The organism is Achromobacter sp. T5-5, assembly GCF_055397965.1.
Genome location: NZ_AP027919.1, coordinates 2,173,261 through 2,186,853, shown reverse-complemented (window position 1 = coordinate 2,186,853; position 13,593 = coordinate 2,173,261). Strand labels below are relative to the sequence as shown.

The following is a 13,593-nucleotide window of genomic DNA, read 5'->3' as shown; positions in this document are numbered from 1 at the left end:
TAAAGGAAATGGATATGAGCACGCAGATCCAAGACGCCTACATCGTCGCCGCCACGCGCCTGCCGGTGGGCAAGCGCAACGGCGCCTACGTCACCACCCGTCCCGATGACATGCTGGCCGCGGCGCTGAACGGCGCGCTGGCGCAGGTGCCCGGCCTGGATGCGGCGCGCATCGATGACGTGATCGCCGGCTGCGCCATGCCCGAGGCCGAGCAGGGCATGAACGTGGCCCGCATCGGCCTGCTGCTCGCGGGCCTGCCGCAGAGCGTGGCGGGCGTCACCGTCAACCGCTTCTGCGCGTCCGGCCTGCAGGCCGTGGCCGACGCCGCCGCCCGCATCCGCATGGGCGAGGCCGACATCATGATCGGCGCGGGCACCGAATCCATGAGCGCCATGCCGCAGATCATGGGCAACAAGGTGTCCATGAACCCGGCCATCTTTGCCCACGAAGAAAACATCGGCATGGCCTTCGGCATGGGCCTGACGGGCGAAAAGGTCGCCGAGCGCTGGAATGTGTCGCGCGAGGACCAGGATGCGTTCGCGCTGGCCTCGCACCAGAAGGCCTGCGCCGCCATCGCCGCCGGCCATTTCCGCGCCGAGACCACGCCTTTCGAGGTGGTCTCGCACCTGCCGGACGGCGCCAGCGGCGCGGTGCGCGTCGCGCGCCGCCTCATCGAGGTGGACGAAGGCCCGCGCCCCGACAGCAGCGCAGAGGCGCTGGCCCGCCTGAAACCCGTGTTCTCCACGCGTGGCAGCGTCACGGCGGGCAACAGCTCGCAGATGTCCGACGGCGCGGCGGCCGTGATCCTGGTGTCCGAACGCATCCTGCGCGAGTTCAACCTCAGCCCGCTCGCCCGCTTCGCCGGGTTTGCGGTCGCGGGCGTGCCGCCCGAGGTCATGGGCATCGGCCCCGTCGCCGCCATTCCCAAGGTGCTGGAGCGCGCCGGCATCAAGCAGGACGCGCTGGACTGGATCGAACTCAACGAGGCCTTCGCGGCCCAGTCGCTCGCCGTGATCCGGGAACTGAAGCTCGACCCCGCCAAGGTCAATCCGCTGGGCGGCGCCATCGCGCTGGGCCACCCGCTGGGCGCCACGGGCGCGATCCGCACCGCCACGATCACGCACGGGCTGCGCCGCACCGGCGGCAAGTACGGGCTGGTGACGATGTGCATCGGCACCGGCATGGGCGCCGCCGGCCTGTTCGAAGCCATGTAGCAGCGCGGCGGCCAGCGTGAAGCCCTACTGGTTCAAAAACCTGGCGCCCGAGTGGCGCGCGCGCCTGATGCGGGTGGGCTTCAACCTGCATCCGGCCTTTCGCGCCACCGGCGGCCGCGTGATGCACGTGTCGCCGGACTTCCAGCACATCCGCATCAAGCTGCCGCTGCTGCGCCGCACCCGCAACATCGTGGGGTCCATGTACGGCGGCTCGCTGTTCGCCGTGACGGACGGCGCCCACCCCACCATGCTGATGTCGGCGCTGGGACCCGACCACATCGTGTGGGACAAGGCCGCGTCCATCCGCTTTCGCAAGCCGGCCTACACCACGCTGTACGCCGATTTCCGGCTGCCGCCGGGGGAAATCGCCGAAATCCGCCGCCTGCTCGCCGCGCATCACGAAACGACCCGCATCTACACGGTCGAACTGAAGGACAAGGACGGCGTCGTCTACGCCGTCGTGGAACGCACGATCTACATCGCAGACAAGAAGTTCTACAAGCAGAAGAACACTGGAGGAGACAAATGCGTTTCAACCCCGGAGGGCGCGCCGCCGCCCTGAGCCTGATTCTTGCGGCCAGTCTGGCGGGCGCGCCCGCCGTGGCGGCCGACGCCGAGGTGGCCGGCGTGCGCGTGCCCGAGCAGCTGGCCGAGGGCGGCCCTGCGCTGGTGCTCAATGGCGCGGGCCTGCGCACCCGTTTCGTCGTGAAGGTCTACGTGGCCGCGCTGTACGTCACGGCGAAAACCCATGACGCCGCCACGCTCATCGACAGCACCGAGCCGCGCCGCATGCGCCTGCGGATGCTGCGGGACGTGGACAGCAAAAGCCTGGACGGCGCGCTGCAGGACGGATTGCGCGACAATACGGCCCCGCAGGACCTTGCCGCGCTCAGGGAATCCGCCGAGCGCCTGTCGCGCCTGATGGCCGACATCGGCGCCGCGCGCGAAGGCGACGTCATCGACCTGGACTTCGATGCCCGCGGCGTTGCGATCGCCAGCAACGGCAAGCCGCGCGGCCGCATCGACGATCCGGCCTTCGCCCGCGCCCTGCTGCGCGTCTGGCTGGGCGACAGCCCCGCGCAGGCATCCCTCAAGAAAGCCCTGCTGGGCAACTAGGGCCAGGCGCCCCAACGGAGCCGCAAGACATGGAACGAATCTGGCACAAGAGCTACCCCAGCGGCGTGCCCGCCGAGATCGAGACCGAAGGCGAGACGACGCTGGTGACGGTCATCGAGGATAGCTTCCGGCGCTTTCCGGACAAGACCGCCTACATCAGCATGGGCAAGTCGATCACCTACGCCGAGCTTGACGCGCTGACGCGCCGCTTCGCGGCATGGCTGCACGCAAACGGGCTGGGCCGCGGCGACCGCGTCGCGCTGATGATGCCCAATCTGCTGCAGTATCCCGTGTGCCTCTTCGGCGCCCTGCGCGCCGGCTGCATCGTGGTGAACTGCAACCCGCTCTATACCGCGCGCGAACTCGAACACCAGCTTGCCGACGCCGGCGCCCGCGCCATCGTGGTCGCGGAGAACTTCGCGGCGACCCTGCAAAAGGCCCTGCCCGCCACGCGGGTCGAACGGGTGCTGGTCACCTCCATCGGCGAGATGCTGGGCCCGGTGAAGGGCCGGCTCGTCGACTTCGCCGTCCGGCGCGTCAAGCGCATGGTGCCCGCGTGGTCCCTGCCCGGTGCGCAGCGCCTGGGCGACGCCTTGCGCGCCGCGCGCGCAATGCCATTCACGCCCACCGCCCTCGCCCCCGCCGACCTGGCGTTCCTGCAGTACACGGGCGGCACGACCGGCGTGGCCAAGGCCGCGATGCTGTCGCACGGCAACCTCGTCGCCAACGTGCGCCAGGCCCATGCCTGGGTCAAGCCCCTGGTCAAGGACGGCGAGGAATGCATCGTCACGGCCCTGCCGCTCTATCACATCTTCGCGCTCACGGCGAACTGCCTGACCTTCATGAAGCTGGGCGCCAGCAACCTTCTCATCGTCAATCCCCGCGATATCGCGGGCTTGATCAAGGAAATGGGCAAGGTGCCGTTCTCGGCCTTTACCGGCGTGAACACGCTGTTCAATGCCCTGCTCAATCACCCCGAGTTCGCGAGCCTGGATTTTTCGCGCCTGCGGCTCACCATGGGCGGCGGCATGGCGGTGCAGCGGTCGGTCGCGGACCGCTGGCGCGCGGCGACCGGCGTGTCCATCGCGCAAGCGTATGGCCTGACGGAAACGTCGCCCGCCGTCACCATCAACCCGTTGGACACCAAGATATTCAACGGCTCGATCGGATTGCCCGTGCCTTCGACCGATCTCTCGATCCGCGACGACGCGGGCCGCGAAGTGGCGGCCGGCGACACCGGCGAGATCTGCGTGCGCGGCCCGCAGGTCACGCAGGGCTACTGGAACCGGCCCGACGAGACCGCGCTGGTCATGTACCCGGACGGCTTTCTGCGCACGGGCGACGTCGGCTACGTCGACGAATCGGGCTACGTGTACCTGGTGGACCGCAAGAAAGACATGATTCTGGTGTCCGGCTTCAACGTGTACCCCAACGAGGTCGAAGACGTGGCGGCCCTGCATCCCGGCGTGCGGGAAGTCGCCGCGGTGGGCGTGCCGGACGAACGCTCCGGCGAGGCGGTCAAGCTGTTCGTTATCCGCAAGGACCCGTCGCTGGACGCCGAAACGCTGATCGCGCATTGCCGCAGCCAGCTCACCGGCTACAAGGTGCCGCGCTACATCGAGTTCCGCGACGACCTGCCGCGCACCAACGTGGGCAAGATCCTGCGGCGCGAACTTCGGCCCGACGCGCCCGGCGCGGCCCAACCCCAACCCGTCAGCCCCTCCCCCGGCCAGTCCTGACCCCCGCGCGCGGGGCCTGCACGGCCCCGGCGCGTCCCGCAGTGTCGCGTCCCGCCAACAGCCCGCGCAACCGGCCTCTTGCAACGCCAGGCGTCTCAAGCGCCTGAATTCACGGGACTTTCCAGGCCGATTCGCCCGGCGGCGCCCAGCCGCCGGGCCTTCTTTTACATTTTGTCCCGCCCGCCCTATTGGCTCGACGCATCGACGCAATTAATAATAGTTATCGTTGTTATTTCTATACGTAACTGGCCGCACCCGAACGCCGCCAGTGGGGAGATCCTGTTGAAACGCCACCACACCCCAGCCGCATTGCGTGCGCGGCTGCGCCCCCGTGTTCCCGCCGCCGCCGCGCTGGCCGCCTGCCTGAGCGCAGGCGCCGCGCAGGCCCAGCCCGAACAGCCCGCCACCCTGCCTGCCGTGCAGGTGCTGGGCACTGGCGAAACCGCCACCGGTCCGGTGGACGGCTACGTCGCCCGGCGCAGCGCGACCGCCACGAAGACGGATACGCCGCTGTCGGAAACGCCGCAGGCCATCACGGTGATCCCGCGCGACCAGATCATCGACCAGGGCGCCCAGAACGTGCAGGACACGATGAACTATGCGGCCGGCGTGCGCCCCAATGCCTACGGCGTGGACAACCGCGGCGACTATGTGCGCGTGCGCGGCGTGGAGCCGGTGCAGTACCTGGATGGCCTGCGCCAGTTCTTCAATTACAACAACCCGCGCACCGAGGTCTATGGCCTGGAACGGGTCGAGGTGCTGCGCGGCCCCTCGTCGATGCTGTACGGCCAAGGCAGCACCGGCGGCATCGTCAACCTGGTCAGCAAGCGCCCGCAGGCCGAACAGCAGGGCGAGATCGGCGTACAGCTGGGCAACTTCAATCGCCGTGAAATCCAGGCCGACATCACCGGCCCGCTGACCGAAGACGGCCAGTGGCTGTACCGTGTCGTCGCGCTGGGACGCGACAGCGACACGCAGGTGCAATACGCGCCGGACGACCGCCTGTTCCTCGCGCCGTCGCTCACCTGGCAGCCCAGCGCGGCCACGTCGCTCACGCTGCAGGCCTCCTGGCAGAAGGACAAGTCGGGCACGACGCAATCGTTCCTGCCGTGGAGCGGGACTGTCGCGCACAATCCGAACGGCCGCATTCCGACGCGCCGCTTCGCCAGCGAGCCGGGCTTCGATGCCTACGACACCGAGCAATTCAACGTGGGCTGGCTGTTCGAGCATCAGTTCAACGACACCTGGAAATTCCGCCAGAGCTTTCGCAATACGGTCAGCAGCGTGGATTACAAATCGCTCTACCCGAACGTGTATGGCGATCGGCGCGGCGACTCGTACATAGACCCCGAACAGACCACCGTCGACCGCTACTACTACATCAACAAGCCCCGCATGCGCACGCTGCTGGCCGACCAGAACCTGGAAGGCAAGCTGAACTGGGGCCGCACGCAGCACACCGTGATTGTCGGCATGGACTACTCGCGCTACCGCGAAACCAGCAGCGCGGACAGCGGCCTGGGCTCGCCGCTCAACCTGTACCACCCGATCTACGGCAATGCGCCGGACTACACGCTGACCGACGCGCCCAAGCAGCGCCAGCAGCAACTGGGCTTCTACGCGCAGGACCAGATCGCGTTCGACAAGAACTGGATCCTGCTGGCCGGCATCCGGCGCGACCGCGTCGAAAGCACGACCGACGGCCAGGACAAGGAAACCGACCAGGCCACCACCAAGCGCTTCGGCCTGATGTACGCGGCCGACAACGGCTGGTCGCCGTACGTGAGCTACAGCGAATCCTTCACCCCGATCGCGGGCGCGGACTTCTACAACCAGCGCTGGAAGCCCATGCGCGGCAAGCAATGGGAAGTGGGCCTGAAGTACATGCCCGTCGACGCCGACCTGGAATTCACGGCGGCCGCCTACGACCTGCGTGAAAGCAACCGCCAGACCAACGATCCGGACAATCCCAACAACCAGATCCAGGCCGGCAAGACGCGCACGCGCGGCGTCGAACTGGAAATGCGTGGGCGCGTCACCAAGGACGTGGACGTGATCGCCAACTACATCTACACCGACATCGATCCGCAGCTGGAGGCGATGCCCAAGCACATGGTGTCGCTGTGGAGCAAGTATCGCTTCGCCATCGCGAACCAGCCGGGCTTCGCAGTCGGGGCCGGCGTGCGCTTCCTGTCCAAGTTCCGGGACGGCGGCGCCCCCGAGACGCCGTCGGTGACCCTGTTCGACGCGATGGTCAGCTATTCGAACGGCCCGTGGCGCTATGCGCTGAACGTCAACAACATCGCGGACCGCACGTATGAAGTCGTCTGCCTGGACCGCGGCGACTGCTTCTACGGCGCCCGCCGCACCGTGATGCTGAGCGGCGCCTACCGCTTCTGACAGGGCGTTGCGTCCCTGAATGCGGGACTCCAGCAGGGCACACACCTGTACGTACAGCATGTACGTACAGGTGTACACTACGATTTTTTCAACCGCCTGACAGACGCGCGCATGAACGTCTGCACCCCAGAAAAATCGTCCTGGAGACCCCGATAGTGTCGACCGCAACTACCCGCTCGCCCTTTTTTGGCACCATGCAGAAAATCCCCGGTGGATTGATGCTCGTGCCGCTGATCCTGGGTTCCCTGATCGGCACCTTCGCCCCCGAGGCCCTGGCCATCGGCGGCTTCACCACGGCGCTGTTCAAGAACAGCGCGCTGCCGCTGATCGCGCTGCTGATCTTCGCGACCGGCACGCACGTCAACGCCCGCACCGGCGGCCCCATCCTCGCGACCGCCGGCACCATCCTGCTGATGAAGACGCTGGTGCCCGCCACCCTCATCATCATCCTGGGCAGCTATGTCGGCCTGGACGGCGTGTGGGGCGTGTCCATCCTGGCGCTGCTCGCGGCGTTCGACAACAGCAACGGCGGCCTGTGGCTGGCCTACACCGGCCAGTACGGCGACGCCCGCGACCGCGGCGCGTATGTGGCCAGCGCGGTCAACGACGGCCCCTTCTTCAGCCTGCTGTTCCTGGGCGCCTCGGGCCTGGCCGACATACCGATGATCGCCCTGGTGGCGGCGCTGGTGCCCTTCCTGCTGGGCGTGGTCGTGGGCAACCTCGATCCCAAGTGGCGCGACGTGCTCAAGCCCGTGCCCAACATCGTCATCCCGTTCTTCGCCTTTGCGCTGGGCACCGGCATCAACCTGGGCGCGGTCGTCAGCGGCGGCGTCAGCGGCCTGATCCTGGGCCTGATCATCAGCCCCATCACCGGCGGCCTGGTCTACCTGGGCTATCGCATGATCCTGCGCCGCGGCGGCAAGAGCGGCCTGGGCTTCGCGGCCGGCACCACGGCCGGCAACGCCATCGCCACGCCCGCCGTGGTCGCGGCGGCCGACCCCAACTTCCAGCAGTACGTGTCCACCGCCACCGCGCAGGTCGCCGCGTGCGTGCTGATCAGCTCCATCCTGGCGCCCGTGCTGGCCTCCTGGTTCCTCAAGCGCGCCGGTGAGCTCAAGTCCGAGGATGCCGACGCCACCGTCGCACCGCCCCTGACCCAGGCGCGCGGAGAGGCCTTGTGAAACCTGCCATCGCCATCGTCGCCGACGACCTGACCGGCTCCGGAGACACCGCCGTGCAATTTGTGCGCGCCGGCTGGAACACGCACCTGTCGATCGGCGGCGCCGATGAGGCCCTGGCCGGTCCCGCCCACGACGACGTCGAGGTGCTGGCCGTCACCACCCACAGCCGCGCGCTGGACGCGTCCGACGCGGCCGCGGTAATCCGCCTCAACGTACGCCAGCTGCGCGAGGCCGGCGTGTCGCGCCTGTACAAGAAGGTCGATTCGACCCTGCGCGGCGCGTTCAAGGCCGAGATCGACGCCGCGCGCGACGCCTGGCGCGACAACGCGATCGCGGTGATCTGCCCGGCCTTCCCGGCCACCGGCCGCACCGTCCAGCAAGGCATCCTGTATGTGAACGGCAAGCCGGTCACCGACACGTCGGCGGCCACCGATCCGGTCACGCCGGTGACCGAAAGCCATATCCCCACCCTGCTGGGCTGCGCCCACGTCGCGCCCGTGGCGGACGACACGCCGGAATCGCTGGCCGCGCGCATCGCGCAGGCCGGCAATACGGTGGTGGTCGACGCGGCCACCGACGCCGATCTGGAACGGCTGGCGCGCGCCATCGGCCTGCTGGGCGAACGCGCCCTGCCCGTGGGCGCGGGCGGCCTGGCCGTGCCGCTGGCCCGCGTCTGGGCCGGCGCCGACCAGACCGCGCCCGTCGTGGTCGTGGTCACCTCGCAGCACAGCGCCGCGCGCGCGCAGGCCGCCGCGCTGCAGGCAGCCGGCGCCGACACCTGGAGCCCGTCGCTCGAGCAGCTTGCCGACGACGCGCAATGGCAGGCCTGGAGCCAGCCCCTGCTGCAGGCCCACGGGCAGGCGCCGCTGGAGGCGGGCACCATCCTGCTGCTGGCCCCCGAGGGCCAACGTGACGGGCTGGATTCCGATAAGGTCGCCGACCGCCTCGGGAGCCTCGCCGCGCAATTGATTGCCGCCTCCCGCGCCGCGGGCGTGGTCGCCACCGGCGGCGACGGCGCGCGCAGCGTGCTGGTGGCGCTGCAAGCCAACGGCATTGCGCTGGTGGATGAAGTCATGGGCGGCGTGCCTCTGGGCACGCTGACCGGAGGCACGGCCGCAGGCCTGCCCGTGGTGACCAAGGCCGGCGGCTTTGGCACCGAAGACGTACTGGTTCGCGCGGTGCGCGCGATCCGCGACAGGAGATTCAAGCGATGACACAAACCCCTACCGCGAAGCTGCCCCTGCTGGCCGTGACCTTGGGCGACGTAGCAGGCATCGGGCCGGAAATCACGGCCAAGATGCTCATGGGCCACGACGAACTGCGCCAGAAGGCGCGCCTGTTCGTCGTCGGCGACGTGGACGTCATGGCCAACGCGGTGCGCAACCTGGGCGGCGACCCCGCCATCGTGCGCAAGCTGGACCGCGCGGCCGACGCCACCAACACGCCGGGCACGATCGAAGTGCTGCAGGCCGGCCCCTCGCTGGCCCACGTCAAGCTGGGCGAAATCAGCGCCGACGCCGGCGACGGCTCGGTGCGCTTCGTCACCACGGCCTGCGCCCTGGCGCGCGCCGGCGAGATCGACGGTATCGTCACCGCCCCGCTGAACAAGGCGGCCATGCACGCCGCCGGCCACAAGTGGCCCGGCCACACCGAGCTGCTGGCCCATGAGTTCGGCGTCAAGACCTTCTCGCTGGTGCTGTCCGCCGGCGATCTCTACATCTTCCACGCCACGACGCACGTCTCGCTGCGCCAGGCCATCGAAGACGTGAACCCGGCCCGCATGCGCGCCGTCCTGCGCCTGGCCGGCTCGTTCGCCACGGCCCTGGGACGCGGCGACGAGCCCGTGGCCGTCGCCGGGCTGAACCCGCACGCCGGCGAAAACGGCATCTTCGGCAGCGAAGACGCCGACATCCTGGCGCCCGCCGTGGCGGAAGCCAACGCCGCCGGCATCCTGGCCGCCGGCCCCATCCCGGCCGACGCGCTGTTCCCGCAGGCCGTGCGCGGCAAGTGGAAGTTCGTGGTCGCCTGTTACCACGACCAGGGCCACGCGCCCTTCAAGTCCGTGTACGGCGACGACGGCGTCAACATCACCGTCGGCCTGCCGGTCGTGCGCGTGTCCGTGGACCACGGCACCGCCTTCGACATCGCGGGCAAGGGCATCGCGCGCGAAGACAGCCTCATCCTGGCCGCCGAGCGCGCCGCGCATCTGGCCCCGGGCTGGACGCATGTATGGGAAACTGCGCGGGCACAAACCGGAGGTTGATTCCCATGGCGCCCGCCACGCACGACGCATTGCCCGATCTTGACCGCGCGGGAGACATCCCGCTGCACGCCCAGGTGGCGTCGCGGTTGCGCGGATACATCCGCTCGAACAAGCTCGCCGCAGGCGCCGTGCTGCCCAGCGAGGCCGCGCTGTGCGACCGCTTCGGCGTGGCGCGCAGCGTGGTGCGCCAGGCCCTGGCGGCCCTGGCCGCCGAAGGACTGATCCAGCGCGAATCCGGGCGTCCCGCCACCGTGGCGGCGCCCCAGGAACACCGGCGGCTGGTGCAGCGGTCCACCGGCCTCTACGAACAGTTCGCCCAGTCGGGCGTATCGCTGCAGACCCGCGTGCTGGCCCTGGGGCCGGCAACGCCCCCCGCCGAGGTCGCCGAGTTCTTCGGCACCACTCGCCTCCTGATGCTGGAACGCCTGCGCCATGTCGCCGAGGCGCCGCTGGCCTACGTGCGCACCTGGCTTCCCGCCGACGCCGTGCCGGGCCTGCGCGCCGAGCATCTGGTCGATGCCTCCCTGCACGGCGTGCTGACGCGGCAATTCGGCCTGCGCCCCGGCGCCGGCCGCAACCAGATCCGCGCCGTCGCCGCCGACGAAAAGCTCGCCGCCCTGCTCGACACGCAGGCGGGCACGCCGCTTCTGATGCTGCAGGGCCAGGGCATGGACCAGCATGGCAAGCCGCTGGAATGGTTCACCACCTGGCACCGCGCCGAACAGCTCGTGTTCGACGTGGACGTCAGCATGGGACATGAAAGCGTGCACCCCCGCTTGCACGACACCCCCAGCGAATCGCCGGCGCCGTCCAATGGACACGACGCGCCGGGCCACGATCCACAGGAACATGACCCGCTGGCGCGCGCACAGGCGCTGGTGGCGGAGCTGTCGGCCGAGCTGGCCCGGTTGCGCCGGCAGTCCTGAGCGCGCCCCGCGCGGACCGGGCCGCCGGCGCTCAGGCCGCGTGCCCCTCGTCCCCTGCCGCGCGCCAATCCGCCAACACCCTGTCGCAGATGGCGCGCGCCTGGCCGACGTAGTTGGCCGGATCGGCAAGACGGTTCAATTCATCGTCGCTCAGCAGACCCCGCGTCGCGGCATCGCTGTCCAGGGCATCGCGCAGCGCGTCGCGCAGGGCCAGCCCCCTGGCCACCGCATCCCGCGACGCGCGCTCGACCAAGGCATGCGCGGGCAGGCGGCCCAGGCGAGCGCCCAGCGCCAGCATGTAGGCCTCGGCCAGGATGAGACCGTCCGTGGTCTCCAGATTCTGCGCCATCCGCCGCGGATCCACTTCCAGGCCGTCCAGCACGCCGGTCAGGTGGCGCAAGGCGCCGCCGGTCAATGCGGCAAGCTGCGGCAGCGCGTCCCACTCGGCCTGCCAGCCGCCCAGCGCACGCTCGTGTTCCTGGGTCATCGCCGACAGCATGGTCGACACCAGCGGCGGCACGCGGATCGCGGCCGCCAGGATGGCGGCGCAGCCCACCGGATTGCGCTTGTGCGGCATGGTGCTGGACCCGCCACGTCCGGGCGCCGACGGTTCGCTCACCTCGGCGATCTCCGACTGCGCCATCAACGACACATCCCGGGCGATCTTGCCCATCGTGCCGCTCAACACGCCTAGCGAGGCCGCCAGGTTTGCAAGACGGTCGCGATGCGTATGCCACGGCATCGCGGGCACGCCCAGCCCCAATTCGGCGGCCAGGGCGCGCGACACGTCGGCCGCCGCCGGCCCCAGGCTGGCCAGCGTGCCCACCGCGCCGCCGAACTGCAGCAGCGCGATCTGCGACGTGTCCTGCCGCAGCCGCTGCCGGCCGCGCGCCAGCGCCTCCAGCCAGCCCGCGGTCTTGGCGCCAAAGGTGGTGGGCAAGGCATGCTGCAGCCACGTGCGCCCCACCATGATGGTGTCGCGATGCGCGACGGTCAGGCGCGCGCAGGCCTGCGTGGCGCTTGCAAGGCCCTGGTCCAGCCTCGCGCCCACCTGCAGCAGCTGCAGGACCAGCGCCGTATCCAGGATGTCCTGGCTGGTTGCCCCCCAATGCACGTACCGGGCCGCCTCGGCATCCGTGCGCGCGACGGCGGCCGTCAATTGCTTGACGAAGGGGATCGCGATATTGCCCGCCTGCACGGCGGCTGCGGCGATGGCGTCCAGGTCCAGCATCGCGGCCGCCTCGCCACCGTGGCAGACCCCATGGATGATCCGCGCCGCGTCCGCCGGGATGACGCCGCACTGCGCCTGCGCCGTCGCCAGGGCGGCCTCCACGACGAGCATCTGGCTGACGGTCCCGGCGCCCGAAAACTGGGCCAGGATGACGCTGTCTGAGTAGATGGCTTCGGTCAGCCCGGAAGGGATGCTCATGCGATAGGCCTCTGCGCGCACGGAATAATCAGATGTCGAAGAACACGGTTTCGCCCGGCCCCTGCAGGATGATGTCCCAGCGCAGGGCGCCGCCTTCGGCCGGCTGCGCCACCAGCGTGGCGCGCCGGCTGGCCGGAACCCTGGCAAGAATCCAGTCCTGCTCGTTGGCGCGCGCTTCGTCCGGAAAGTACATGCGGGTCGAAAGGTGCTTGAGCAGGCCGCGCATGAAAACGGACACGACCAGATGCGGCGCCTGCGTCTGGCCGTCCGGCGCCGGCACGCCCCCCGGCTTGATGGTGGTGAAGCGGAATCCGCCGTCCGCCTGCGTGGGCACGCGTCCGAAACCGCTGAATCCCGCCCGGCCGGCGTCGCCCGGCGCATGCCTGGGGTCGTCCGGGTGGCCGTATACGCCGCGCGCATCGGCCTGCCATATCTCGATCATGCCGTCGGACACGGGATTGCCCTCGCCATCGATGATGCGTCCTTCGATGATGACGGGCGTCGCGCCAAGGTCGCCGAGGCCTTGCGTCAGGTCATCGCGGTTCAGCCCCGACAGTCCGATGTGCAGATAGGGGCCGACGGTCTGCGAACAGGTGGGATAGAGCATGCGTTACTCCATGGGCGTTGCGTTGCGCCCGCGCAGGACGATATCGAAGCGGTAGCCCAGCGCGTACTCGGGCACGGTGGTTTCCCAGTCCAGCGCGGCAATCAGCCGGTTGCGCGCCTTGGCATCGGGCACGCACTGGAATATGGGATCGAACTCCAGCAGCGGATCGCCCGGGAAATACATCTGGGTGACCAGGCGCGTGGCGCAGGCGCGGCCGAACAGCGAAAAATGGATATGCTGCGGCCGCCATCCGTTGAAATGGTTGCCCCACGGGTACGCCCCCGGCCTGATCGTCTTGAACTGGTAGCGGCCAAGCGCATCCGTCACGGTCCGGCCTTCGCCGCTGAAATTCGGATCCAGCGGCGCGTCGTGCTGGTCGCGCTTGTGCAGGTATCTGCCCGCGGCGTTGGCCTGCCAGATCTCGATGAGCGCATCGGGCACGGGCCTGCCGTTCTCGTCCAGCACGCGGCCGGACACGAGAATGCGCTCGCCGATCGCTTCGGCCGAGGACACGCGCGTCAGGTCGTTGTCGCCTTTGTTGACGAACTCCGCGCCGAACGCCGGCCCGGTGATCTCGGACAGCGTCTGGGGCACGACGATCAGCGGTTCGTTCGGCGAGCGCAAACGGGTGGATCCGTACGGATCGAAGCGATAGCCGGGCTGGGTGTCCCAGAAAGGACGCCGGTACTGGGCAAGATTGGACATCGCGGCAAATCTC

At 69.3% G+C, this 13,593-nt stretch carries 12 protein-coding genes; 9 read left to right on the top strand and 3 right to left on the bottom strand.

All coding sequences use genetic code 11. The features are described 5' to 3' along the window. The first annotated feature begins 14 nt into the window (after positions 1–14). From ACZ50Q_RS09830 to ACZ50Q_RS09790, 9 genes are all read left to right on the top strand, one after another. Positions 15–1,214: an acetyl-CoA C-acyltransferase gene (locus ACZ50Q_RS09830; RefSeq protein WP_464081362.1), complete on the top strand. Its 1,200-nt coding sequence runs from the start codon at positions 15–17 to the stop codon at positions 1,212–1,214. Positions 1,215–1,230: 16 nt separating this feature from the next. After that, on the top strand, positions 1,231–1,776 hold the full coding sequence (locus ACZ50Q_RS09825; RefSeq protein WP_464081361.1) for a DUF4442 domain-containing protein: 546 nt from the start codon (positions 1,231–1,233) through the stop codon (positions 1,774–1,776). Next, positions 1,740–2,330 (top strand): chalcone isomerase family protein, encoded by a 591-nt coding sequence (locus tag ACZ50Q_RS09820; protein ID WP_076520087.1) that lies wholly within the window; start codon positions 1,740–1,742, stop codon positions 2,328–2,330. Before ACZ50Q_RS09825 ends, ACZ50Q_RS09820 begins: the two co-directional genes overlap by 37 nt. A gap of 29 nt (positions 2,331–2,359) precedes the next feature. Then, a complete protein-coding gene (locus ACZ50Q_RS09815; protein WP_464081360.1) occupies positions 2,360–4,069 on the top strand; it encodes an AMP-binding protein in 1,710 nt (569 codons plus the stop codon). 282 nt (positions 4,070–4,351) lie between these two features. Beyond that, on the top strand, positions 4,352–6,469 hold the full coding sequence (locus tag ACZ50Q_RS09810) for a TonB-dependent siderophore receptor (RefSeq protein ID WP_371467370.1): 2,118 nt from the start codon (positions 4,352–4,354) through the stop codon (positions 6,467–6,469). Between the two features lie 194 nt (positions 6,470–6,663). After that, positions 6,664–7,650 (top strand): 2-keto-3-deoxygluconate permease, encoded by a 987-nt coding sequence (locus tag ACZ50Q_RS09805; RefSeq protein ID WP_369825617.1) that lies wholly within the window; start codon positions 6,664–6,666, stop codon positions 7,648–7,650. Next, positions 7,647–8,864, top strand: a complete 1,218-nt coding sequence (gene dtnK, locus ACZ50Q_RS09800; RefSeq protein ID WP_464081359.1) for a D-threonate kinase — start codon at positions 7,647–7,649, stop codon at positions 8,862–8,864. Before ACZ50Q_RS09805 ends, dtnK begins: the two co-directional genes overlap by 4 nt. Next, the gene (gene pdxA, locus ACZ50Q_RS09795) at positions 8,861–9,913 is read left to right on the top strand and encodes a 4-hydroxythreonine-4-phosphate dehydrogenase PdxA (RefSeq protein ID WP_076520082.1); all 1,053 of its coding nucleotides are present in this window, start codon (positions 8,861–8,863) and stop codon (positions 9,911–9,913) included. The genes dtnK and pdxA overlap by 4 nt, the downstream gene beginning before the upstream one ends. Positions 9,914–9,918: 5 nt before the next feature. Next, positions 9,919–10,839, top strand: a complete 921-nt coding sequence (locus ACZ50Q_RS09790; RefSeq protein WP_464081358.1) for a GntR family transcriptional regulator — start codon at positions 9,919–9,921, stop codon at positions 10,837–10,839. 31 nt (positions 10,840–10,870) lie between these two features. Here ACZ50Q_RS09790 and ACZ50Q_RS09785 read toward each other — a convergent pair whose 3' ends face one another. The 3 genes from ACZ50Q_RS09785 to pcaH are packed head-to-tail and all read right to left on the bottom strand — an operon-like array spanning position 10,871 to position 13,580. After that, a complete protein-coding gene (locus ACZ50Q_RS09785; RefSeq protein WP_464081357.1) occupies positions 10,871–12,268 on the bottom strand; it encodes a 3-carboxy-cis,cis-muconate cycloisomerase in 1,398 nt (465 codons plus the stop codon). 28 nt (positions 12,269–12,296) lie between these two features. Next, on the bottom strand, positions 12,297–12,875 hold the full coding sequence (pcaG, locus tag ACZ50Q_RS09780) for a protocatechuate 3,4-dioxygenase subunit alpha (RefSeq protein WP_464081356.1): 579 nt from the start codon (positions 12,873–12,875) through the stop codon (positions 12,297–12,299). Between the two features lie 3 nt (positions 12,876–12,878). Continuing rightward, positions 12,879–13,580: a protocatechuate 3,4-dioxygenase subunit beta gene (pcaH, locus tag ACZ50Q_RS09775; protein WP_464081355.1), complete on the bottom strand. Its 702-nt coding sequence runs from the start codon at positions 13,578–13,580 to the stop codon at positions 12,879–12,881. Positions 13,581–13,593: the final 13 nt, after the last annotated feature.

Excerpts from the sequence above, each read along its gene's own strand:
- ACZ50Q_RS09805 (WP_369825617.1), top strand. The coding sequence starts at position 6,664 with ATGCAGAAAATCCCCGGTGGATTGATGCTCGTGCCGCTGATCCTGGGT.
- ACZ50Q_RS09785 (WP_464081357.1), bottom strand. The coding sequence starts at position 12,268 with ATGAGCATCCCTTCCGGGCTGACCGAAGCCATCTACTCAGACAGCGTC.
- pcaH (WP_464081355.1), bottom strand. The coding sequence starts at position 13,580 with ATGTCCAATCTTGCCCAGTACCGGCGTCCTTTCTGGGACACCCAGCCC.
- pdxA (WP_076520082.1), top strand. The coding sequence starts at position 8,861 with ATGACACAAACCCCTACCGCGAAGCTGCCCCTGCTGGCCGTGACCTTG.
- pcaG (WP_464081356.1), bottom strand. The coding sequence starts at position 12,875 with ATGCTCTATCCCACCTGTTCGCAGACCGTCGGCCCCTATCTGCACATC.
- ACZ50Q_RS09830 (WP_464081362.1), top strand. The coding sequence starts at position 15 with ATGAGCACGCAGATCCAAGACGCCTACATCGTCGCCGCCACGCGCCTG.
- ACZ50Q_RS09815 (WP_464081360.1), top strand. The coding sequence starts at position 2,360 with ATGGAACGAATCTGGCACAAGAGCTACCCCAGCGGCGTGCCCGCCGAG.
- ACZ50Q_RS09820 (WP_076520087.1), top strand. The coding sequence starts at position 1,740 with ATGCGTTTCAACCCCGGAGGGCGCGCCGCCGCCCTGAGCCTGATTCTT.
- ACZ50Q_RS09790 (WP_464081358.1), top strand. The coding sequence starts at position 9,919 with ATGGCGCCCGCCACGCACGACGCATTGCCCGATCTTGACCGCGCGGGA.